This window comes from Aquimarina sp. ERC-38 (assembly GCF_026222555.1).
GTDB lineage: Bacteria > Bacteroidota > Bacteroidia > Flavobacteriales > Flavobacteriaceae > Aquimarina.
Window position 1 is genome coordinate 2,507,626 of the sequence record NZ_CP098511.1, and the last position, 22,170, is coordinate 2,529,795.

The 22,170-nt window shown below is 34.5% G+C and carries 23 protein-coding genes and 5 tRNA genes; 25 read left to right on the forward strand and 3 right to left on the reverse strand.

Annotated features, from left to right (window positions below):
* Positions 1-41: 41 nt before the first annotated feature.
* Both NBT05_RS10415 and NBT05_RS10420 read right to left on the reverse strand, forming a co-directional pair.
* Positions 42-857, reverse strand: a complete 816-nt coding sequence (locus NBT05_RS10415; protein WP_265769805.1) for a hypothetical protein — start codon at positions 855-857, stop codon at positions 42-44.
* Between the two features lie 65 nt (positions 858-922).
* The gene (locus tag NBT05_RS10420; RefSeq protein WP_265769806.1) at positions 923-1,636 is read right to left on the reverse strand and encodes a class I SAM-dependent methyltransferase; all 714 of its coding nucleotides are present in this window, start codon (positions 1,634-1,636) and stop codon (positions 923-925) included.
* A gap of 224 nt (positions 1,637-1,860) precedes the next feature.
* On the opposite strand from NBT05_RS10420, the gene NBT05_RS10425 reads away from it, so the two are divergent.
* Positions 1,861-2,376, forward strand: coding sequence for a YkgJ family cysteine cluster protein (locus tag NBT05_RS10425; protein ID WP_265769807.1), 516 nt, complete (start codon positions 1,861-1,863; stop codon positions 2,374-2,376).
* A 313-nt stretch (positions 2,377-2,689) separates the two neighbouring features.
* Here the strand turns inward: NBT05_RS10425 and NBT05_RS10430 are convergent, their stop codons facing one another.
* Positions 2,690-3,988 (reverse strand): DUF1343 domain-containing protein, encoded by a 1,299-nt coding sequence (locus NBT05_RS10430; protein WP_265769808.1) that lies wholly within the window; start codon positions 3,986-3,988, stop codon positions 2,690-2,692.
* 8 nt (positions 3,989-3,996) lie between these two features.
* Here NBT05_RS10430 and NBT05_RS10435 point away from each other — a divergent pair, with 8 nt between their 5' ends.
* The 24 genes from NBT05_RS10435 to rplL all read left to right on the forward strand — a co-directional run bounded on the left by NBT05_RS10435 (position 3,997) and on the right by rplL (position 22,134).
* Positions 3,997-5,232 (forward strand): ABC transporter permease, encoded by a 1,236-nt coding sequence (locus NBT05_RS10435; RefSeq protein WP_265769809.1) that lies wholly within the window; start codon positions 3,997-3,999, stop codon positions 5,230-5,232.
* Between the two features lie 161 nt (positions 5,233-5,393).
* Positions 5,394-6,755 carry a pyridoxal-phosphate dependent enzyme gene (locus NBT05_RS10440; protein ID WP_265769810.1) on the forward strand — a complete coding sequence of 454 codons (1,362 nt, stop codon included), beginning with the start codon at positions 5,394-5,396 and terminating at the stop codon, positions 6,753-6,755.
* A gap of 138 nt (positions 6,756-6,893) precedes the next feature.
* Positions 6,894-7,874, forward strand: a complete 981-nt coding sequence (locus NBT05_RS10445) for a helix-turn-helix domain-containing protein (protein ID WP_265769811.1) — start codon at positions 6,894-6,896, stop codon at positions 7,872-7,874.
* A gap of 329 nt (positions 7,875-8,203) precedes the next feature.
* Positions 8,204-9,502, forward strand: coding sequence for a DUF2851 family protein (locus NBT05_RS10450; protein WP_265769812.1), 1,299 nt, complete (start codon positions 8,204-8,206; stop codon positions 9,500-9,502).
* A 21-nt stretch (positions 9,503-9,523) separates the two neighbouring features.
* Positions 9,524-9,745 (forward strand): PspC domain-containing protein, encoded by a 222-nt coding sequence (locus NBT05_RS10455; RefSeq protein ID WP_265769813.1) that lies wholly within the window; start codon positions 9,524-9,526, stop codon positions 9,743-9,745.
* The gene (locus NBT05_RS10460) at positions 9,746-10,753 is read left to right on the forward strand and encodes a potassium channel family protein (RefSeq protein ID WP_265769814.1); all 1,008 of its coding nucleotides are present in this window, start codon (positions 9,746-9,748) and stop codon (positions 10,751-10,753) included. It abuts the gene before it with no gap.
* A 97-nt stretch (positions 10,754-10,850) separates the two neighbouring features.
* Positions 10,851-12,452 carry an alanine/glycine:cation symporter family protein gene (locus NBT05_RS10465; RefSeq protein ID WP_265769815.1) on the forward strand — a complete coding sequence of 534 codons (1,602 nt, stop codon included), beginning with the start codon at positions 10,851-10,853 and terminating at the stop codon, positions 12,450-12,452.
* Positions 12,453-12,458: 6 nt separating this feature from the next.
* Complete coding sequence (locus tag NBT05_RS10470; RefSeq protein WP_265769816.1) at positions 12,459-13,325, forward strand: helix-hairpin-helix domain-containing protein; 867 nt, start codon at positions 12,459-12,461, stop codon at positions 13,323-13,325.
* Positions 13,326-13,429: 104 nt separating this feature from the next.
* The gene (locus tag NBT05_RS10475; protein ID WP_265769817.1) at positions 13,430-14,587 is read left to right on the forward strand and encodes an acyl-CoA dehydrogenase family protein; all 1,158 of its coding nucleotides are present in this window, start codon (positions 13,430-13,432) and stop codon (positions 14,585-14,587) included.
* Positions 14,588-14,689: 102 nt separating this feature from the next.
* Complete coding sequence (gene rpsU / locus NBT05_RS10480) at positions 14,690-14,884, forward strand: 30S ribosomal protein S21 (RefSeq protein ID WP_265769818.1); 195 nt, start codon at positions 14,690-14,692, stop codon at positions 14,882-14,884.
* 108 nt (positions 14,885-14,992) lie between these two features.
* Positions 14,993-15,889, forward strand: coding sequence for a tyrosine-type recombinase/integrase (locus NBT05_RS10485; RefSeq protein WP_265769819.1), 897 nt, complete (start codon positions 14,993-14,995; stop codon positions 15,887-15,889).
* Positions 15,890-15,929: 40 nt separating this feature from the next.
* Positions 15,930-16,232, forward strand: a complete 303-nt coding sequence (gene hpf / locus NBT05_RS10490; RefSeq protein ID WP_265769820.1) for a ribosome hibernation-promoting factor, HPF/YfiA family — start codon at positions 15,930-15,932, stop codon at positions 16,230-16,232.
* Positions 16,233-16,330: 98 nt separating this feature from the next.
* Positions 16,331-16,404, forward strand: a tRNA-Thr gene (locus NBT05_RS10495).
* A 249-nt stretch (positions 16,405-16,653) separates the two neighbouring features.
* A tRNA-Tyr gene (locus NBT05_RS10500) sits at positions 16,654-16,736 on the forward strand.
* Positions 16,737-16,787: 51 nt separating this feature from the next.
* Positions 16,788-16,860 (forward strand) — tRNA-Gly (locus tag NBT05_RS10505).
* 344 nt (positions 16,861-17,204) lie between these two features.
* Positions 17,205-17,276, forward strand: a tRNA-Thr gene (locus NBT05_RS10510).
* A gap of 59 nt (positions 17,277-17,335) precedes the next feature.
* Entirely contained in the window at positions 17,336-18,523 is a 1,188-nt protein-coding gene (gene tuf / locus NBT05_RS10515) for an elongation factor Tu (RefSeq protein ID WP_265769821.1), read from the forward strand.
* Positions 18,524-18,595: 72 nt separating this feature from the next.
* Positions 18,596-18,668, forward strand: a tRNA-Trp gene (locus tag NBT05_RS10520).
* Positions 18,669-19,168: 500 nt separating this feature from the next.
* The gene (secE, locus tag NBT05_RS10525; protein WP_265769822.1) at positions 19,169-19,366 is read left to right on the forward strand and encodes a preprotein translocase subunit SecE; all 198 of its coding nucleotides are present in this window, start codon (positions 19,169-19,171) and stop codon (positions 19,364-19,366) included.
* Between the two features lie 5 nt (positions 19,367-19,371).
* Entirely contained in the window at positions 19,372-19,926 is a 555-nt protein-coding gene (nusG, locus tag NBT05_RS10530) for a transcription termination/antitermination protein NusG (RefSeq protein WP_265769823.1), read from the forward strand.
* Positions 19,927-19,997: 71 nt separating this feature from the next.
* Positions 19,998-20,435: a 50S ribosomal protein L11 gene (rplK, locus tag NBT05_RS10535; RefSeq protein ID WP_265769824.1), complete on the forward strand. Its 438-nt coding sequence runs from the start codon at positions 19,998-20,000 to the stop codon at positions 20,433-20,435.
* An 18-nt stretch (positions 20,436-20,453) separates the two neighbouring features.
* Positions 20,454-21,149: a 50S ribosomal protein L1 gene (gene rplA / locus NBT05_RS10540; RefSeq protein ID WP_265769825.1), complete on the forward strand. Its 696-nt coding sequence runs from the start codon at positions 20,454-20,456 to the stop codon at positions 21,147-21,149.
* 15 nt (positions 21,150-21,164) lie between these two features.
* On the forward strand, positions 21,165-21,686 hold the full coding sequence (gene rplJ / locus NBT05_RS10545) for a 50S ribosomal protein L10 (protein WP_265769826.1): 522 nt from the start codon (positions 21,165-21,167) through the stop codon (positions 21,684-21,686).
* A gap of 67 nt (positions 21,687-21,753) precedes the next feature.
* A complete protein-coding gene (rplL, locus tag NBT05_RS10550; RefSeq protein WP_265769827.1) occupies positions 21,754-22,134 on the forward strand; it encodes a 50S ribosomal protein L7/L12 in 381 nt (126 codons plus the stop codon).
* Positions 22,135-22,170: the final 36 nt, after the last annotated feature.

Genomic DNA, 22,170 nt, shown 5'->3' on the forward strand with positions numbered 1-22,170 from the left:
AAAGAAATTTTTTAATTCAAACGCTAAGAAGGATGGATTATTTATTTACCACCCATAACACGCAATCTTTCCAGGCACTCATTATCCAGTTGAAGTACTGTGTTTTTTGTACCGTCATATTGAGTGAAGTCCATATGTGCCGCCATTAAGCATTTTGTATTAGCACAATGTTCAGGAACCTTTGATAACGTTACATTCTCATTGTGAGAAGAAGAAGTATTGACTAATCCTAACAAATGCGAAAATTCATGTTGCAAAGTAGCAGAGGTAATGGTTTGAGCAGTAACTGCTACTAATGAATCAGAAACTTCATTAATGGTCTTTCCAAAAAGAACAATGGAGGTATTCAAATATGCTGTACCTAAGGTTTTCTGTTCTGTAGAGTCATCAATATGCCGGGCATCCGAAAAATAGATAAAAACCCTTATTTCTTCCTGATTGGTAAAAGCCGTCCGGTGTTTTTGTTCGATTTCTATAATTCGGTCTAAGGAATAATTAGAACCCTCCGTTGAAGGTATTAATTTTTTAGTAATATTAATTTCAGATTTATAAAGTCTATCTTCTAAAAAAGTAGTGAAATCTGAAATAACTTGAGTAGAAGGTAAAAAGCCTTCTTCATAAACAATTTCAACACTAAGCTTTTTAAATTTAGAATCAGTTAATAAATCTTCTGCCGAAGAACCTAAAATCTTAAAGTTTTCAGATTTGGTAAAATCAGTAAAACCATCATCGTCCGCACAAGCTACTAAAAATAGAGAGGTAAAGAGAAAGATTCCAACATTTTTGAGCCAATTCATAGGACATACTGATTGGGATACAATATCCTCAAAATTTAAAAACAAAGTAAATTTTACCATATAATTAACATGTTAATTAACAAAATGGATGCCACAAATAAAATTACTTGCAACAATGATTTGGACTAGGTAATCCTTGTTAAGCGTGCAAGGTAATCGCAATGAGTTCCTTCTTGTACATATTCGCAATAAAAACCATTAGTGATGGCAGCATTTTGTAAAGTTTTAAAGTCAATATACAACCAGTCAAACCAGTCCGATTTTAAATTTTTATAGGCTATTTGGTACTTTAATTCACCATAATAGTTTTGGAAAGCATCTATCCAAAAAGATCCATCTTCTTCTTGAAATAAATAAGATACGTCTGATGAGTCTAGTAGAAGTTGACCCTGAGGTGCTAATAGTTTTTTAACTTGTAGAAAGAAAGTATCAATATGTTCCAATTTACCTATAATACCTGCGCCGTTCATTAAAAATAAAAGCGTATCAAATTCTCCTGTTGAACAATCATAAAAATTTTGTTGTATAGTATTAATGACACCTCTTTTTCGTGCAACTTTAATTGCAACTTTAGACATATCATTAGCAGTAACCTCGCAGCCAGTATAATTTTGAAGATATAAGGAATGGCTTCCGGCTCCGCAACCTACATCAAGTACCCGCCCCTTACATAAATCCAGTGCTTTTTTTTCAATTTCAGGCATTTCCTCATAATTCCTGAATAAATGCTTTACAGGAATGCAATCATCGTCAAAATCCGGTGATATTACTGTGATTTTTTGGTCTGCCGGAATATGATAAAAATCTTCAATCGCTTTTCCAAAAACATCTGGTTGCATAGTAACTAATTAAACCTCAAAAGTAATCTAAATATGTTGGGTTGAAAAAGAAGACCCTATAGTAATTTATTAAAAATATTAGTCCTAGTTCTAGATTCTAGAAGCAACAACGATCATGATTCTCTACTTGATATTAATAAACCAAAATAACAAATTTTTAAAAATATAAGACTCTTTTAAATCACTTCCATACTGCTTAATCATTCTTTAATGTATTTTTGAGTATGTCAACGGATATGGAACAATTAAAAAAGGCAGCTAAAGCACTTCGTAAAGAGAATGAACGCTTCTTTAAGAATTTAAAGAAAAAACCACCTAAAGATTTAGATCAAACTATGGAGCGATTGCACGAAGAAGAATTTCGAAAAACGGATTGCTTGACCTGTGCCAACTGTTGTAAAACCACCGGACCACTATTTACAAATAAGGATATTGTTCGGATTGCCAAACATCTCAAATTAAGACCATCTCAATTTGAGTCCACTTATTTAAAAAAAGATGAAGACGGAGATTTGGTATTACAAGAAACCCCCTGTGCTTTTCTAGCGTCAGATAATTATTGTTTAATTTACGAAGTACGACCCAAAGCCTGTAAAGAATATCCGCATACCAATCGGAAGAACTTTCAGCAAATTTCAAACCTGACACTTCAAAACATAGCCATCTGCCCAGCAACATTTAATATTGTAGAAAACATGAAAAAGAACATCGCAATAGGGTATAAAGGGAAAAGAAATTAAAATTTAAATAAATAGTAAAAAGGCACTAGGCAGAAGTTGACGTTTGTAAAGCCAGAAGTTATTTGTTACTAAGTTATTGGTTACCAAGCTTACTATTTCAAGGTACCAAGTATTAAGTATCAAGTATTTTTCCTATAATAAATAAAACCCTCAAAACTTAACATGGGCTGAGGCTCTCGAAGCACATATCGTGGGCTGAGGCTCTCGAAGCCCATATCGCCGGCTGCGGCTTTCAAAGCACATATCATGGGCTGAGGTTCTCGAAGCCCTCGAAGCCCTCGAAGCCCATTAAGTAGGCTGAGGTACTCGAAGCCTAATACAATAAATACCGCTCCCGAACTTTTAAAAACGCTTCCAAATCAGGTTTCCATAAAGCTTCCACTTCAGATAAAGGCGTGTTGTTTTCGATTGCTTTTTGTAAAGAAGTATTTCCGGCGTGTAACGTAAAAGAAGCAGTTTTAAAAAAATCCTTTTTATTAGTAGTATTTTGATACGCATCAAACAACCATTGTAAGTTCACTTTATTTAAGGGTTGTACGCTTCGTAAATCCATACCGTAGCATAATTGATTCTTGTATTTAGGACTTTTTGAACCAAAGTTGGGTTGTGGAGTATAGGTATACGTATATTTCTCCTTAAGAAGATAGGGAGACCCAAAAATTTGAAATTGCATTTCAGTTCCTCTTCCGGCGTTCATTGTAGTTCCTTCAAATAATCCTAGGCTTGGGTATAACATGATTGACTGATCATTCGGTAAATTAGGAGAAGGCCGGATCGGTAAATGATAGCTTTTTTTTCGATCATAATTTTTTAATGGAATTACAGTTAGGTCGCATTTTGCATCCAATGTAAGCCAATTTTCTCCGTTAATCATTTGTGCATATTCTCCTATGGTCATTCCATAAACTAACGGGACAGGATGCATCCCAATAAAACTGGAATGTTCCGGTTCTAAAACCGGCCCGTCAACATAATGAATATTAGGGTTCGGACGATCCAGTACCATAACCGGAATATTATTTTCGGCGCAAGCCTGCATAACATAATGTAACGTAGAAATATAAGTATAAAACCGAACCCCAACGTCTTGTATATCAAAAACTACCAGGTCTATACCTTGTAACATTTCGATATTAGGTTTTTTGTTTTTTCCATATAATGAAATGATAGGTAATCCGGTGATTGCATCTTTTCCATCAACCACCACTTCCGCAGCATCTTGTTTTCCTCTAAAGCCGTGTTCAGGGGCAAAAACCTTAATAATATTTACTTCTAATCTAAGCAAAGAATCTACCAAGTGAGTAAAAGGCAAACCACCATCTATTTCTTTCTTAAAAATTACCGAAGTCTGGTTTCCCACAATAGCAATCTTTTTATTTTTTAGCAATGGTAGATAAGCTTCCGGTTGATTTGCAGCAACTATAATATCATCAGGTGCCTGATCTGGTGGTAAAAGGGGTAATTGTTTGGATAATGTATCCTGATAAGGTGTCTCAGTATTCTTATGGCTTAAAGAATCTTTAGAAGTAGTCGTTTTATGACAACTTGTATAAAGTAGGCAAACAGCAAAAAATAAAAGAGTATTTTTGGAAAGAATAGAAAACAAAATCATCGTACTTTTTGAATTTTGAATATTTTATTGCCAAAAGGCTTATCAAAGGTAAGGAACATAAAAGTAGCATTTCTTCTACGATTATTAGAATTGCCATTTTTGCTATAGCCGTGGGTACTATTATGATGCTGATTACCATTGCCACCGGTATTGGTTTGCAGCGTAAAATTAGAGAAAAAGTTTCTGCCTTTAATGGACATGTAAGTATTACCAGTTTTGATAATAACCAGAGTGCTGAATCCCTTAAACCTATTTTGCTACAGCAACCTTTTTACCCTGTTTTTAAAGAGGTAGAAGGTATTGCTAATAGCTATCCTTATGCCAATAAGGCGGGTGTTATTCGTACTGCCACTGATTTTGAAGGGATTGTAATTAAAGGAGTAGATACCAGCTATAATTGGCAGTATTTTGAACCTTATTTAATAGAAGGGCGTCTTCCGGACTTTTCAAAAGCTAAAAATAGCGAAACTCTCATTTCCAATTACACTGCAAACCGAATGGGTTTTTCACTAGGAGATAAAGTAAATGTTTTTTTTCTAAAAAAAGGCTCAAAAACAAGTGCCAACATCCGGGTATTTACTATTGTAGGTATCTTTGATTCGGGTTTACGTGAATTTGACGAAACTTATATTTTCGCCGATATCGAACATATCCGACGGATGAACAAATGGAAAGAAAATGAAGTAGGGGGATTTGAAATCTTCCTGGAAAATTTTGATGAAATTGAATCGAAGGGGCTTGAGATTTATCAAAACATTCCTTCAAACCTTGAAGCTGAAACCATTACGTATAAATATGCTAATATTTTTGAATGGCTTAAATTGTTTGACCTTAATATCTTTGGGATTATCAGCATCATAATTATAGTAGCAGGTATTAATATTATAACTGCTCTCCTGGTACTAATCCTGGAACGTACACCTATGATAGGAATTTTAAAGGCTGCCGGGGCTTCGGATTGGAGTATCCGGAAAATCTTTTTGTACAATGCAGGGTATCTTATTTTGGTAGGACTTTTTTGGGGGAATCTATTAGGTATGACCCTACTTTTACTTCAGAAGTATTTCGGGATTATCAGCTTAAATCCTGAGACTTATCATGTAGATACTGCTCCGGTTCATATAGACCTGTTTTTAATTTTCTTACTCAATTTGGGTACGATGGTGTTATGCCTATTAATGTTATTAATTCCTTCTTATATAATTTCAAAAATAGCGCCTTCCAAAGCTATAAAGTTTGATTAATACTATAAGCACTCAGATTATTTAATAGGAATTTGATAGTTAATAAAGATTATTAGCTATTTAATATAGATTCGGCTATAGTTAAAAGTTTAAAACTTTCTAAACACTTTTACTTTTTCAAACCTGTACCTTAGCATCACAACTATTACAATACTAATTACGTGGAGTACGCAAATAATATCCTGGAAACCATAGGGAACACCCCAATGGTAAAAATGAATGCTTTAGTTAAAGAAATTGATGCGCTGGTTCTGGCAAAATATGAAACTTTTAACCCCGGTAATTCCGTAAAAGACCGTATGGCCGTGCAAATGATAGAAGATGCAGAAGCAGATGGACGTTTGCAACCGGGCGGAACTATTATTGAAGGTACTTCCGGAAATACAGGAATGGGCTTAGCTCTGGCTGCAATCATTAAGGGCTATAAGTTAATTTGTGTAATGGCAGATAAACAATCCAAAGAAAAAATGGATATTCTAAGGGCGGTAGGAGCCAAGGTAATGGTTTGCCCAACAAATGTAGAACCTGATGATCCACGTTCTTACTATTCCGTTTCAAAAAGATTAGCCGATGAAACACCTAATAGTTGGTATGTAAATCAATACGATAATCCGTCTAATTGCAAAGCACACTTTCAAAGTACAGGACCTGAAATCTGGGAACAAACAGATGGTAAAGTTACTCATTTTGTAGTAGGAGTAGGAACCGGCGGAACCATTTCAGGAGTAGGCTCTTACCTAAAGATGAAAAACCCAAACGTTAAAATTTGGGGGGTAGATACTTATGGTTCTGTATTTAAAAAGTACCATGAAACCGGTATTTTTGATGAAAACGAGATATACTCTTACATCACAGAGGGGATCGGAGAAGATATATTACCTAAAAATGTTCGTTTTGAAATTATAGATGGCTTTACTAAAGTGACAGACAAAGATGCCGCTATATATACACAGCGACTAGCCAAAGAAGAAGGAATGTTTCTGGGAAACAGTGCTGGTGCAGCCATCAAAGGGGTGTTACAGCTAAAGGAACATTTTAAAAAAGATGACGTAGTTGTAGTATTATTTCATGATCATGGAAGTAGGTATGTGGGTAAAATGTTTAATGATGAATGGATGCGCGAACGTGGTTTTCTGGAAGAAGAAGTGACAACTGTTTCGGATTTAATCAATAATCATGATGAAAAAGAATTAATCACTGTTAAAACCGAAGAGCTGGTTTCACATGCGATTGAACGAATGCGAAAATTTAAAATTTCACAATTACCGGTTGAAGATAGCGAGGGAATTGTAGGGTCAGTAGATGAAAGTGCCTTATTTTCAGCTTTTATTGATAATCAAAATTCCGGTGATACTCCTATTAAAGAAATTATGAAGCCTTCTTTTCCTATAGTTAAAGAAGATACTTCGCTAGAAGAAGTATTTAAAATGATAAAGAAAGGAAATCCCGCCGTACTTGTTGCTATTCTTGAAAATAAGTATAAGATCATTACAAAATATGATGTAATAAGCCATATGAAATAATTGATTATTTTCGCTCTACAAAATAGCTTCATTTTTTTTAAAAGTAATCCTTTACCGTAAGGAAAGTAGTGTTGTACTGACTGAACAAAACGCTAATTCATTATAAATAGAGGGATAAAACTAATAAATACGTTTGGGATGATTCAATATTCATTTGATTTTGCTGATATTGATGCGTTGAGAGAATACTATCGGTCAGAATTAAACGCTGATGAAAATGCTGATCGGATTTTCTTTCCTGAATCTATTGCAGACGGATACCTTTCTTACTACAAAATATCTCCCGAAGTTTTTTTATTGATCAATAATTATGTTGCGAATACGGATATTGAATACGAGCGAAAAGCAATTAAGGAAAAAGATTTAATCCTTCATTTTAGAAAATATGCGGTAAGCCATGATACGAATAACGGATTTTTAAAGAGTGATTATATTAATGACTATACGCCTGGCAATATGCGTTGTATCGACGCACAACAGGGAGAGAAGGTTTTTATCCCTAAAGGAGCGACTGTAAAATCAACGATGATTGTGCTAAAGAGATCATATACAGAGGCTTATCTTAATCAAAATAAAGATATTGCTCAAAAGGTTGCAAGTTATATCAAGTATTCACACGAACACATAAATAAGTTATATTTTAACTACAAACAAACCAAGTTATTTGATCAAATTGTAGATCCTGATTTAAATCGAGTAGAACATCAATTGTATTACATTTCTCGTGGAATCCGGTTATTAGAAACGTTTTGGCGGGATGTACTGTTATGGGATGCAGGTCAAAACCCTTTTGGAATAGATAGTAGTCAGGTCAATCATATATATAAAGTAACTAATTTTTTAGATAAAAATCTAAAAGAAGCATTTGTAGGGGTTGATAAACTTGCAAGTATGGCATATATGAGCCGAACTAATTTTTTTACCATTTTTAAAGAAATTCATAATAAAACACCGTTGGAATATTTTAATAGTAAACGTCTGGAAAAAGCATTTAACCTCATTTTTACAAACAGAATGTCCGTACGCGACGTTATGGATGAATTAAATTATTCAAATTCTTCAAAATTTAGGAAAGCGTTTTTTAACAAGTTTAATATGTATCCTGAAATTAAAGAATAATTTTTAAAAATACCAGGTAAGATATTCAATAGGACATATAACGATGAAGTAATTAATATAATAAGCTACAATTAGTTAAAGTAATATTACTACAAAAACAAAAAACCAGATAAATCTGGTTTTCTATTACCTAACACAAACTCAACTAAGCTTAGGATTTATAAATTATATTGTTATATTCAGTCAGTATCTCTTTTTGTTGACACAAAGAAAGCACAAGTAAGTAAATTATGGATTTCCAATAATACATAAATCATTTCCAATAGTACAGAATTGTAAATCTTATCGTTTTTTAGGATAATTACTATTTTTGAAACCACCTACAGCCTATGAAAGAAGACTTTTTACATTATATCTGGAAATTTCAAAAATTTAATACTCGGTCACTTACTACCACAACTCAAGAGACTATTAAAATCAAAAGAGTAGGAGATTACAATACTACTCGTTCCGGTCCTGATTTCTTTAATTCGCAAATTTATATAGACGAACAACTTTGGGCAGGCACCGTAGAAATTCATATCAATTCCAGTGACTGGTATGTACATCATCATGAGGCGGATGCAGCTTATGATAATGTTATTTTACACGTAGTCTGGCAGGATGATGTAGAATTGTATCGAAAAGATGGTACTCAGGTACCTACCTTAAGTCTTAAAGAAAAAGTTTCTCCTGAACTCCTTAATAATTATCAAAACTTACTACAAACTTCTACAAACAAGTGGATCTATTGTGAAGGTCAATTAGAAGAAATACCACAAATCGCTAAAACCCTTTGGAAAGAACAATTGTACATTCAACGCTTGATCCGTAAATCCGAGAATCTTAAAGAATTAGTTACTTCGCTAAAAGGTGATTGGGAAGCAGTTTTATACCAACAATTATTTCAAAACTTCGGTTTAAATGTAAATGGTAATGCTTTTAAAAGTATTGCAAGAGCAACTGATTTTTCTATTGTACGAAAAGTAAATCGCAATAATGAAAATATAGAAGCGCTATTTTTTGGACAGGCGCAACTACTAAGGAAGACTACAGAAATAGAAGACGTATCTTATAAAATAGAACTTCTAAACCAATACACCTATTACCAGTCAAAATATAAGCTGTCCAATAATGGAGTTTTACCAGTCGAATTTTTTAGATTACGACCTCCTAATTTTCCTACCATTCGTATCGCTCAGTTCTCTGCATTGTATAGCATGCACAAAGATTTATTCTTTAAAATTATCGAGGCTAAAAATGTAGATGAATTGTATAAATTATTTGAAGTAACTCCTGGCGAATTTTGGAATACTCATTACACCTTTTACAAAGAATCAAAACCCCGTAAAAAGAAGCTTTCTAAAGCTTTTGTAGACTTAATTATCATTAATACCGTTATCCCGGTTAAGTTCTTATATGCTCAAAGCATAGGAAATGATATTGTTGAAGAAATAATAACTATAATCGGAGAATTACCTCCGGAACATAACAATATAACTAAAGGTTTTGCTAACAATAGCATTTCAATTGCTTCTGCCCTGGATAGTCAGGCAGTAATTGAATTAAAGAAGGAGTACTGTAATAATAAAAAATGTTTGCATTGCTCCTTTGGCAATTATTTGCTTAATAAAGGAAAAAAAGTCTAATTTTTATACCTATTTTGCAGTATGTTTTCCAATCTGAGACATATTTTAGAAAGAAACGGATATTATGTTTCTAACCGGTTAGCCGATCGGTTAGGAATGCGCACTAAAAATGTTCGGCTATTTTTTATCTATCTTACTTTTGCAACGGCGGGATTGGGCTTTGCTATTTATCTTACCTTGGCTTTTTGGTTAAAATTAAAAGATCTAATTTATACTAAAAGAACTTCCGTTTTCGATATTTAGATGAGAGCAATATTTGGTTCTAAAATCACCACTGCATTTACACTACTGCTAATTGTCAGTTTAATTGGTATTATTGGTTTTCGCTATGTCTCTCAATATAGTTGGATAGATGCCGTTTACATGACGGTTATTACCATGTCGACCGTAGGTTTTGGCGAAGTGCAACCTTTAGATGATTCCGCAAAACTATTTACCGTTGTTCTTATTATATTTAGTGTGATTATTTTTGCCTATGCCATTTCTGTAGTAACCGAATATATTTTTAGTAAAAGTGATCCGGAACGCTTGCAAAATAAACGTTTACAAAAAATCATGAACAAAATTGAAAATCATATTATTATTGTAGGCTATGGCCGAAATGGAAGACAGGCCGCAGATAAACTACTAGCTTACAGAAAACCCTTTTTAGTTATAGAAAATAACCGACAGGTAATTGAAAAAAATCAAAATGAGGATTTCAATTTTATCGAAGGAAATGCTACCGAAGATGAAGTATTACTTGCAGCCAAGATCAAAAATGCCTCCTGCTTAATCTGTACCTTGCCGGAAGATGCAGATAACTTATTTATTGTTCTTTCTGCACGACAGATAAATAAGGATCTTAAAATTATAAGCCGTGCTTCTCAAGATACTTCCTATAAAAAAATCCGTTTAGCTGGAGCCGATAATGTAATCATGCCCGATCGAATAGGAGGGGATCATATGGCTAGTTTAGTTGTAGTTCCTGATTTGATTGAATTTTTGGATAATCTGTCAATAATAGGTAAAAGGTCGATAAATATTGAAGAAGTTACTTTTGAAGCCATGTTTGATGATCAAAAATCCCGAACAATCAAGGATATAGATCTCAGGTCGCGTACCGGATGTACAATCATAGGTTATAAATCTGCAGATGGTGAATATACCGTAAACCCCGAAGCTGACTTATCCTTAACTCCCGGTTCCAAAATTGTAGTCTTAGGACGCCCGGAACAGATCAATTCCTTAAATAAAGAATTTGATTTATAAGTAAACTTCCACATTTAACAAATAAAATTTTGTTCCACACTATTTTTTTTATGATCTTGCTCGTTTGATACATTAAACAATAACAAATTCACGCAATATGAATAGGGTGCTACCTTTTTTTCTATTTATTTTTTCTTCAATACTATCTGCGCAGGAAGAACCTGCAGAAATTGGACTGGACCAGCAAATTGATCAAGCTTTTGCACCTATATCAGATTTCTTTTCGGCTTTGATCTTTTTTGAAATTGGCGGAATTCCTTTTGTATTAATTGTATTGGTATTGAGTGCCCTGTTTTTTACAGTGTATTTTGGTTTTCCCAACGTACGCTATTTCGGTACAGCAATTAATGTAGTGCGAGGAAAATACGATGATGTTGAGAAACCAGGAGTTGGAGATCCTAATGCCGCAGTAGATGGTGATATTCCGGATACTATTCGCGATGAAAGTGAAGAAGGTGAAGTTTCACATTTTCAGGCTTTGGCAACTGCCGTTTCGGGTACCGTAGGTAACGGTAACATTGCAGGAGTAGCATTGGCTATAGCTTTGGGGGGTCCCGGGGCTACCTTCTGGATGATTATATGCGGATTATTAGGTATGTCAACTAAATTTGTCGAATGTACATTGGGTTTACAATATAGGGATATTGGAGAAGACGGTACGGTATATGGAGGTCCTATGTATTACCTTAGTAAAGGGTTAAAAGAACGTGGGTTTACGGTACTTGGTAAAATTACAGCAGTTTTATTTGCTATCTTCTGTATTGGAGGTTCTTTCGGAGGGGGTAATGCAGCACAGTCTAATCAGGCAACCATCGTTATCAAAGATATACTTGGGTTAAGCAGTACGGGTGCTGGATTTTGGATAGGAGTGGCTTTGGCGGTTCTTGTGGGTGTTATAATTATTGGTGGAATTAAAAGAATTGCCTCTGTTACGGAGAAAGTAGTACCTTTTATGGCAGTTATGTATTTATTAGCTTGTCTATATATAATTTTTAGCAATTTTTCGTTGGTAGATGATGCTATAGGATTGATTTTTAAAGAAGCATTTAGTCCTACGGCTATTGGAGTAGGTACCATTATTGGGGTACTCCTTGTTGGTTTTAAAAGAGCAGCATTCTCAAATGAAGCTGGAGCAGGGTCTGCTTCTATTGCACACTCTGCGGTACGAACAAAATTTTCAGCAAGTGAAGGTTTGGTAGCATTATTAGAACCTTTTATTGATACGGTGGTTATTTGTACCATGACTGCATTAGTTATTGTTATTTTTAACTTTGGCGGTGCTTTTGAATATGGAGGAGATGGTAGCGGTATGGTATTTATTAATGGAGAAGGCTATGAAGGAGCCGGCATAACCTCTATTGCCTTTGCGGAATACATCCCTTATTCAAACGTATTTTTAACTATAGCCGTAGTGCTATTTGCGGTTTCTACTATGATATCATGGTCTTATTACGGATTACAGTCATGGAAATATTTATTTGGTCGGGGAAAAGTTGCCGATATGGTTTATAAACTACTATTTTTAACTTTTATCATTATCGGTGCGGCAGCTAGTATGAAATCTATCTGGGATTTTTCAGATGCTATGATTTTTGCTATGGTATTTCCTAATATGGTAGGATTATTTATTTTATTCCCAGTTGTTAAAAAGCAGCTAGCCAGGTATTTTGAAGCTATTCGAATTTCAAAAGGAAATTAGCATAATATGAAAATAAAAAAATCCCATTTCGAATTTCACGATCGTGTTCGAAATGGGATTTTACTTTTTGCCGTTTTACTCTTAGGAATTATCGTATTTACTTGGAATTATCCATTTACAACCTCTCAAAAAAGTGTTTTTTCTGAAAATATTGTTTACCAGGCTAAGGTAGACAGTCTTAAAAGAATACTGGAAAGGAAACAAAAAGAAAAAATCATACTTAAACCTTTTAATCCTAACTTTATTAATGACTATCGGGGAGATCAATTAGGGATTTCCGCAGAAGCTTTAGATAAAGTATATCAATACAGAAAACAAGAAAAATGGATCAATTCTGCTGAACAATTTCAGCTGGTAACCGGAGTTTCAGATAGTCTTCTTCAAAAAATTAAACCCTATTTTAAATTTCCGGAATGGAAAACAGACTATGCTGCAGTAAAAAATAAAAATCGAACAGTTCACAACCTTCCTTTTCACAAAAAAGGAGATTTAAATAAAGTTACTGCGCTGCAGTTACAAGAGGAAATTGGTATTCCCGACTTCGTTGCAGAAAAAATTATAACTTATCGAGAAGAAATAGGAGGTTTCCGTGATGCTATTCAGCTCCAGGATATACCTTCTCTTTACACTAAGCAGAGAAAAAAACTAAACTCTTTATATAATGTTAAAAACAAAAATAACCTTAACTACATTAATATTAAAGAAGCTTCGGTAAAAGAACTGCTTTCCGTACCTTATTTCGATTTTGAGATGGCACTGGCTATTCACGATTTTATACTACAATTCCCAAATTTTTCCAAAATTGAAGAATTAAAAGAAATTGAAGGTTTTCCGTTTGAAAAAATTGATAGAATAGCGTTATATTTGAAGTGAATTAAATTTTTAATAGAAAATACTTGATTTTATAAGAATAATGCAATAAAAATTGCCATTATTAGAAATTTATTTTCAAGTAACAAACTCTATACCTTCTACCTATGTATTTCACTGAAGAACATCAGTTATTTAGAGAAAGTCTTCAGGATTTTCTGAAAAAAGAAGTAGTGCCTCATATTGATAAATGGGAAAAAACCGGAACCATTGAACGTTTTATTTGGAAAAAGTTCGGCGAAATGGGATATTTCGGAATTACCTACCCCGAACAATACGGAGGTATGGATTTAGATATCTTCTACATGATTATATGGTTAGAAGAAATGCAAAAAATAAATTCAGGCGGTTTTGCAGCAGCGATGTGGGCACATGCTTATTTGGCAATGACGCACTTAAATGTAGAGGGAACTCCTTATATTAAAGAGAAATACTTGGAGCCAAGTATTGCCGGTGAAAAAATTGGATGTTTATGTATATCAGAACCCTTTGGTGGCTCAGATGTTGCAGGTATGCGAACGGTAGCAATCGAAAAAGAAGATCATTTCTTAATTTCCGGATCTAAAATTTTTATCACTAACGGAGTTTATAGTGATTATCTGGTAGTAGCAGCAAAAACAAATCCTGAACTAGAACATAAAGGAATTAGTATGTTTGTAATGGATAGGGAAGCGGCCGGAATTAATGCAACTAAACTGGATAAATTAGGTTGGAGGGCTTCGGATACAGCCGAATTAGCTTTTGATCAAGTGAAAGTGCCAAAGGAAAATTTGTTAGGTGAAGTAAATAAAGGTTTTGCTTATATCATGCAACATTTTGCATCAGAACGCCTGATCATGGGGGTCAATGCACATGCTAGGGCACAATATGCACTGGATTATACCATAGATTATATGGGGCAAAGAGAAGCCTTTGGTAAGAAAATTGATCAATTTCAGGCTTTACGACATACGATTGCTGAACTAGTTAGTGAAGTGGAAGTAATTAAAGAGTTTAATTATACCGTTGCAAAAAGGCTGGATGCTGGAGAATATGTGGTTAAAGAAGCTAGTATGTCAAAATTGTTAGGAACTAAAATTGCAGATGAAGTTATCACAAAGTGTTTACAAATGCTGGGGGGATACGGGTATACAGAAGAATATCCGTTAGCTCGAATGTTTAGAGATAGCAGGTTAGGGCCTATAGGAGGTGGAACTTCTGAAATTTTAAGAGAGATTATTGCAAAAATGGTGATCGATAAAAAGGACTATAAACCGGCTACTTAATTTATTTTTATATAAAATTTTACTTTTAATCACTTCTTAAATAAAAAGTAAAAGTATTATGTTATATTTGCAATCTAATTTTTAAAGAAAGGAGGTTTATCTATGTTAATTATACCAGTAAAAGACGGAGAAAATATTGATAGAGCGCTAAAGCGTTTTAAACGTAAATTTGATAGAACCGGGACGATGCGCCAGCTTCGTAAACGACAACAATTTACTAAACCTTCTGTAGAGCGAAGAGCTCAAATTCAAAAAGCGCAGTATATACAGCACTTAAGAGATCAGGAAGATATTTAAAACGTAAAATGGTTCTAGGTAAGGATAGTTCCTTCCTCCGTTTTACACCGTATAAGTATAGCCGTTGGGATTCAAAAAAATCTTATTTTTGAACCTCAACGGTTTTTTATGTTAATAGAAAAGTTTTTAGAATATCTGACTTTAGAAAAAAAATATGCGCAGCATACGATAACTGCATACAGAGCTGATATTACCTCATTCCAACAATTTTGTATAGAAGAGTTTCAAACTTCGGATATATCCAAAGTTAATTATGTAGAAATTCGAAACTGGATTACCAGTTTAATTACTAAAGATATAAGTAATCGCTCGGTAAATCGAAAGATAACTTCCCTTAAATCCTTTTTTAGATACCTGGTTCAGATCGAACATCTTGACAAATCACCATTAGACAAACACAAAGCGCTTAAAACATCTAAAAAAGTACAGATTCCATTTTCTGTAGATGAAGTTCGAACAGTACTTGATAGTTTAGAAACAGATTCTGAGAATATATTTAAATCTAAACGAGATCGGCTAATTATCGAATTATTATATACTACTGGTATTAGGCGTACAGAATTAGTAAATATAAAATTAAAAGATGTTGACCTTGCGAATTTAAAACTTAAGGTAATTGGTAAACGCAATAAAGAAAGAATTATTCCCTTATTATTAACTATAGAAAAATCCTTTAAAGCGTATCTAAATCAGCGTAAATTACTGGAAAACAGTAACAATACAGATTTCTTATTTTTAACTGAACGTGGAGTTAAAATTTATGAAATGCTTGTTTATCGTGTTGTAAATTCATACTTTAGTTATGCTTCCACAAAATTAAAAAAGAGTCCTCACATGTTGCGACATTCATTTGCAACACACTTGTTGGGCAACGGAGCGGATTTAAATGCAATAAAAGAATTACTGGGACATGCTAGTCTGGCATCTACTCAGATATATACACATCAAAGTATAGTAAAGTTGAAGGAAATGCATAAAAATGCACATCCGCGTAATAATCGCTGACACCTTCCTTCCAATAGTGTTTAATTTTAAATCTTTTTTTATGAAAGTAAATCTTCAGTCTGTAAACTTTAACGTTGATCAAAAGTTAGTAGTTTTTACACAACATAAGTTGGATAAGTTAGAAAATCATTTTAGTAAAATTATTTATGCGGATGTATTTTTAAAAGTAATGAATACAAAAGGTAGAGAAAACAAAATAACAGAGATTTTACTAAGTGTTCCGGGAGATGAATTTATTACAAAGAAGATCAATAAATCCTTTGAAGAAGGTGTAGATGAATGTGTTACTTCTTTAGAGCGACAATTGCGAAAAAGAAAGGAAAAATTAAATGCACATGTTTAAATAAAATATTTTAAAATTTATTTGGTTAAAAAAATAAATTATATACATTTGCAGTCCGTTAGAAATAGCGGACTTTTTTGTTCTTAAACATAATAAAAGCCGATGTAGCTCAGCTGGCTAGAGCAGCTGATTTGTAATCAGCAGGTCGTGGGTTCGAGTCCCTCCATCGGCTCTTGATTTTGATAATCGTAAAGGATGTATGAGTAATATATTATTTGTACAGTTAGGGGCGAGAAACTTATCCCAAAAAAGATAAAGAGAGTTCTTCCATCGGTTATTAACTGAAAGTAAAGGTACAGTTCTGATATTTGTTTCTGAAGTTGAAAATGATTTTTAATTTTTGATTGAATAAGATATATTTTTGTACTTTTGCACAGCTTTAAAAAAATGTATCGTAATTATTTTAAAGTTGTTTGAAATTGGGGAGATACTCAAGCGGCCAACGAGGACAGACTGTAACTCTGTTGTCTTTCGACTTCGCAGGTTCGAATCCTGCTCTCCCCACGAATTTGAAATAATGAATACCTTTAATTTCTGTAGATAGAAATTATAAATGCGGGAGTAGCTCAGTTGGTAGAGCGTCAGCCTTCCAAGCTGAATGTCGCCGGTTCGAACCCGGTCTCCCGCTCAAAAGTTCATTGATTGTTGAAATTTATATTTTATATATGTTTTATTAAGAAATGAACAACTTGGGTGAGAAGCCTGTGCCGAACTTGTTGAGGTAAACCCGGTCTCCCGCTCAAAAGTTCATTGATTGTTAAAATTTACATTTATATGTAGGTTTTATTGAAAAATGAAAAATTGGGGTGAGAAGCCTGTACCGAACTTGTTGAGGTAAACCCGGTCTCCCGCTCTGATTAAAATTACAATCTCGATGCTATTTAGGCATTAGGTTTTTAAAAAAGAAGCACATTTGTTTAAAGCATTACTTCAATAAAATGGCTTTAAATGAATGTTTTAGTACTTTAAAAAGCCGGTGTAGCTCAGGGGTAGAGCGTTTCCTTGGTAAGGAAGAGGTCACGAGTTCAAATCTCGTCATTGGCTCATAAAGTATAGATATAAAGTAAACACTAATATATAACTAAGATTAAATAAAACTAATTATGGCAAAGGAAACTTTTGATCGTTCCAAACCGCACTTAAATATTGGTACTATTGGACATGTTGATCACGGTAAAACAACGTTAACCGCAGCAATTACCAAGGTGTTGTCTGATGCGGGTCTTTCTGAAGCAAGAGATTTCGATACGATCGATAATGCTCCTGAAGAAAAAGAAAGAGGTATCACTATTAACACATCTCACGTAGAGTATCAGACTGAGAACCGTCACTATGCACACGTAGATTGTCCGGGTCACGCCGATTATGTTAAGAACATGGTAACAGGAGCTGCTCAGATGGATGGAGCAATATTAGTTGTTGCTGCTACTGATGGTCCGATGCCGCAAACAAGAGAGCATATCCTTTTAGGACGCCAGGTAGGTATTCCAAGAATCGTAGTATTCTTGAATAAAGTAGATATGGTTGATGATGAAGAGCTTTTAGAATTAGTTGAAATGGAAGTAAGAGATTTACTTTCTTTCTATGAATATGATGGTGATAATGGTCCGGTAATCGCTGGTTCAGCTTTAGGTGCACTTAATGGTGAACAAAAGTGGGTAGACACAGTTTTAGAGTTGATGAAGAATGTTGACGAATGGATCGAATTACCAAAACGTGATGTAGATAAAGATTTCTTAATGCCAATAGAAGATGTATTCTCTATCACAGGTCGTGGTACAGTTGCAACTGGTCGTATCGAAACTGGAATTGCAAACACAGGAGACCCGGTAGAAATTATTGGAATGGGAGCTGAAAAGTTAACATCAACGATCACTGGTATTGAAATGTTCCGTCAGATATTGGATAGAGGAGAAGCAGGTGATAATGCAGGTATTCTTTTAAGGGGTATTGAAAAAACTCAGATTTCAAGAGGAATGGTAATTACCAAACCAGGTTCTGTAACACCTCATAAGAATTTTAAAGCTGAGGTTTATATCCTGAAGAAAGAAGAAGGTGGTCGTCACACACCATTTCATAACAACTACCGTCCTCAGTTCTATGTAAGAACAACAGACGTAACAGGAAATATTGCACTTCCTGATGGAGTTGAGATGGTAATGCCTGGAGATAACTTGACCATTACAGTTGAATTAATTCAACCTATTGCAATGAACGTAGGTCTTCGTTTTGCAATACGTGAAGGAGGAAGAACAGTAGGTGCAGGTCAGGTAACTGAAATTCTGGACTAAGAATTATAATAATAAGTAAGCGTAAGGTATTCACAATTTGTGAATACCTTACCTTATGTTATAAATATACAAACGGGTTTAGCTCAGTTGGTAGAGCACTGGTCTCCAAAACCAGGTGTCGGGAGTTCGAGCCTCTCAACCCGTGCGAATTAGAGCAGTAACTTTGAATTAAACTTTAAGGTTATTTAATTGAAATATTGTATTGGCGAGAAGCCTGTCCTGAGCGAGACGTAAGTTGTTCAAGCTTGCGTTGAGTTTAACCGAAGCGAAGGGAGCCTCTCAACCCGTGCGAATTAGAGCAGTAACTTTGAATTAAACTTTAAGGTTATTTAATTGAAATATTATATTAGCGAGAAGTCTGTCCCGAACAGAGACGATAGTCGAAGTTGAAGCTGGTTTTGGGTGTGGCTTAGGCAGAGGAAGCTTTTCGAACTAATTTAAATTTATTAATCTAGGATAAGAATCCGGTTATAAACTAAGGTAGTAGTTAAAGGAGATTGTTTTTACTAATCTATTAAGTTTACATTAAAAAACTAGGGTTTTGGTAAAACTAGGATATATAAAGAGTAATATAGTATGCAAATGGTACAGAGTACCGTTTAATAATAAAATCCGCATCTTTAGTAGATGTATAATTTTTAAATAATGGCTGGACTTACAGAATATCTATCAGAATCATATAATGAATTAAAAAACCATGTCACCTGGACTCCGTGGCCGGAAGCACAGCGACTAACGTTAATAGTGATTATTTTTTCGGTTTTGTTTTCTTTGGCAATATGGGGAGTAGATACGGTATTTAGTAACGCAATCGAGTATTATTTTACTTTAGTTAAATCATAATGAGTATGGCAGAAGTAAATAATATGAAAAAATGGTATGTGGTCCGTTCCGTGAGCGGTCAGGAAAATAAGATTAAAGACTATATCGAACGAGAAATCGCGCATATGGGGCTTGAAGATCATGTATCTCAAATCTTAGTACCGACAGAGAAAGTGATCCAGATAAGAAACGGAAAGAAAATAAATAAAGAAAGAGTTTATTTTCCCGGATATATTATGATTGAAGCAAACCTATCCGGAGAAGTTCCACATATCATTAAATCCATTAATGGGGTGATTGGTTTCTTAGGGGAAGTAAAAGGTGGTGATCCGGTTCCTTTAAGAAAGTCAGAGATTAACCGGATGTTAGGTAAGGTAGACGAATTAGCGGTTAAAACAGATAACGTTGCCATTCCATACACAGTTGGAGAAACCGTTAAAGTAATTGATGGTCCGTTCAACGGATTCAATGGCACAGTTGAAAAAGTTAATGAAGAAAAGCGTAAACTTGAAGTTATGGTTAAAATTTTCGGTAGAAAAACGCCATTAGAATTAAGTTATATGCAAGTAGAAAAAGTATAAGTGTTACATAAAATAATTGGGTAGGGTTCTTATGCTTTCACATAGAATCGTATCAGGTTTAAATTAGAAAAATGGCTAAAGAATTAAGTAAAGTAGTAAAACTACAAGTTCGTGGGGGAGCGGCTAATCCGTCTCCACCTGTTGGGCCTGCTCTGGGTGCTGCCGGAGTAAATATTATGGAGTTCTGTAAGCAGTTTAATGCAAGAACACAGGATAAAGCAGGTAAAGTATTACCGGTAGCAATAAGTGTTTATAAGGATAAGTCTTTTGACTTTGTAATTAAAACGCCACCCGCAGCAGTTCAAATATTGGAAGCAGCAAAACAGAAAAAAGGTTCGGGAGAACCCAATCGTAAAAAAGTTGCCAGTGTAACCTGGGATCAGGTACGTGCTATAGCTGAAGATAAAATGCAGGATTTAAATGCATTTACAGTTGAATCTGCTATGAAAATGGTAGCTGGTACGGCAAGGTCAATGGGTGTTAATGTTAAAGGACAAGCTCCTTTTTAAACCTCTAAACTGTATAAAATGGCAAAATTGACAAAAAAACAAAAAGAAGCTCAGGCAAAAGTTGATAAGAACAAAGCCTATAGTTTAGATGAAGCCTCCTCTTTAGTAAAAGAAGTTACCTCGGTAAATTTTGATGCTTCGGTAGATATTGCGGTTCGCTTAAATGTAGATCCTAGAAAGGCAAATCAGATGGTTCGTGGAGTGGTAACACTACCTCATGGAACTGGTAAAGATGTTAAAGTATTAGCATTAGTGACTCCTGATAAAGAAGCAGAAGCTAAAGAAGCAGGCGCCGATTATGTGGGGCTTGATGAGTATTTGGATAAGATCAAAGGTGGATGGACCGATGTAGATGTGATCATAACCATGCCTAGCGTAATGGGTAAATTAGGTCCTTTAGGGCGAGTACTAGGTCCCCGAGGTTTAATGCCTAACCCAAAAACAGGAACCGTAACAATGGATGTTGCTAAAGCTGTATCTGATGTAAAAGCAGGTAAAATTGATTTTAAAGTTGACAAGACCGGAATCGTACATGCTGCAATAGGTAAATCTTCTTTTTCTGCTGATAAAATAGCAGGAAATGCTAAAGAATTAATTACAACTTTAGTAAAATTAAAGCCGCAAACAGCAAAAGGTGTGTATATCAAATCTATTTTTATGTCTTCGACGATGAGTCCGGGATTACAAATAGATGCTAAAAACTTTGTTGGATAAGTAAGAGATACAATTATGACAAGAGAAGAAAAATCAAAAGTAATTGACGACTTAACCGCTCAATTAGCAGATAATTCAAATATTTATCTGGCAGATATATCAGGTTTGGATGCGGGAACAACTTCTAATTTAAGAAGAGCATGTTACAAAGCAAATGTTTCCTTAGCAGTAGTTAAAAACACTTTGTTATCAAAGGCAATGGAAAGCTCTGATAAGGATTTTGGCAACTTACCTGAAGTTCTTAAAGGCAATACATCCATTATGTTTTCCGAAACAGGAAACGGTCCGGCTAAGGTAATTAAAGAATTTCGCAAGAAAGCTGAGAAACCTCTTCTAAAAGGTGCCTTCATTGAAGAAGCCATCTTTGTAGGAGATGAGATGTTAGATACTTTAGTAAGTATTAAATCTAAAGAAGAAGTTATTGGAGATATCATTGGATTATTACAGTCACCAGCTAAGAATGTAGTCTCTGCATTAAAGTCCGGAGGTGGTAAGATCGCAGGTATCTTAAAAACCTTATCCGAAAAAGAAGGGTAAGTATAAAGTAGTACGCACTTTTTAACAAATATATTTCAATTAAAAATTTTATTTAAAACGATAGAAAATGGCAGATTTAAAAGATTTCGCAGAACAATTAGTTAATTTAACCGTAAAAGAGGTGAATGAATTAGCTGATATATTAAAAGAAGAATATGGTATTGAGCCAGCTGCAGCTGCTGTAGCAGTAGCAGGCGGTGGTGCCGGAGCAGGTGATGGAGCTGCTGCCGAAGAGCAATCAGAATTTGATGTAATTTTGAAAGCTCCGGGTGGTGCAAAATTAGCTGTTGTTAAATTAGTAAAAGAATTAACTGGTCTTGGTCTTAAAGATGCCAAGGGATTAGTTGATGGTGCTCCTAGCCCAATCAAAGAAGGAGTATCAAAAGATGAAGCAGAAGCTCTAAAATCACAATTAGAAGAGGCAGGAGCTGAGGTTGAGCTTAAGTAAGCTAACCACATATTGATCATTTAGGTTTAGGCCTGT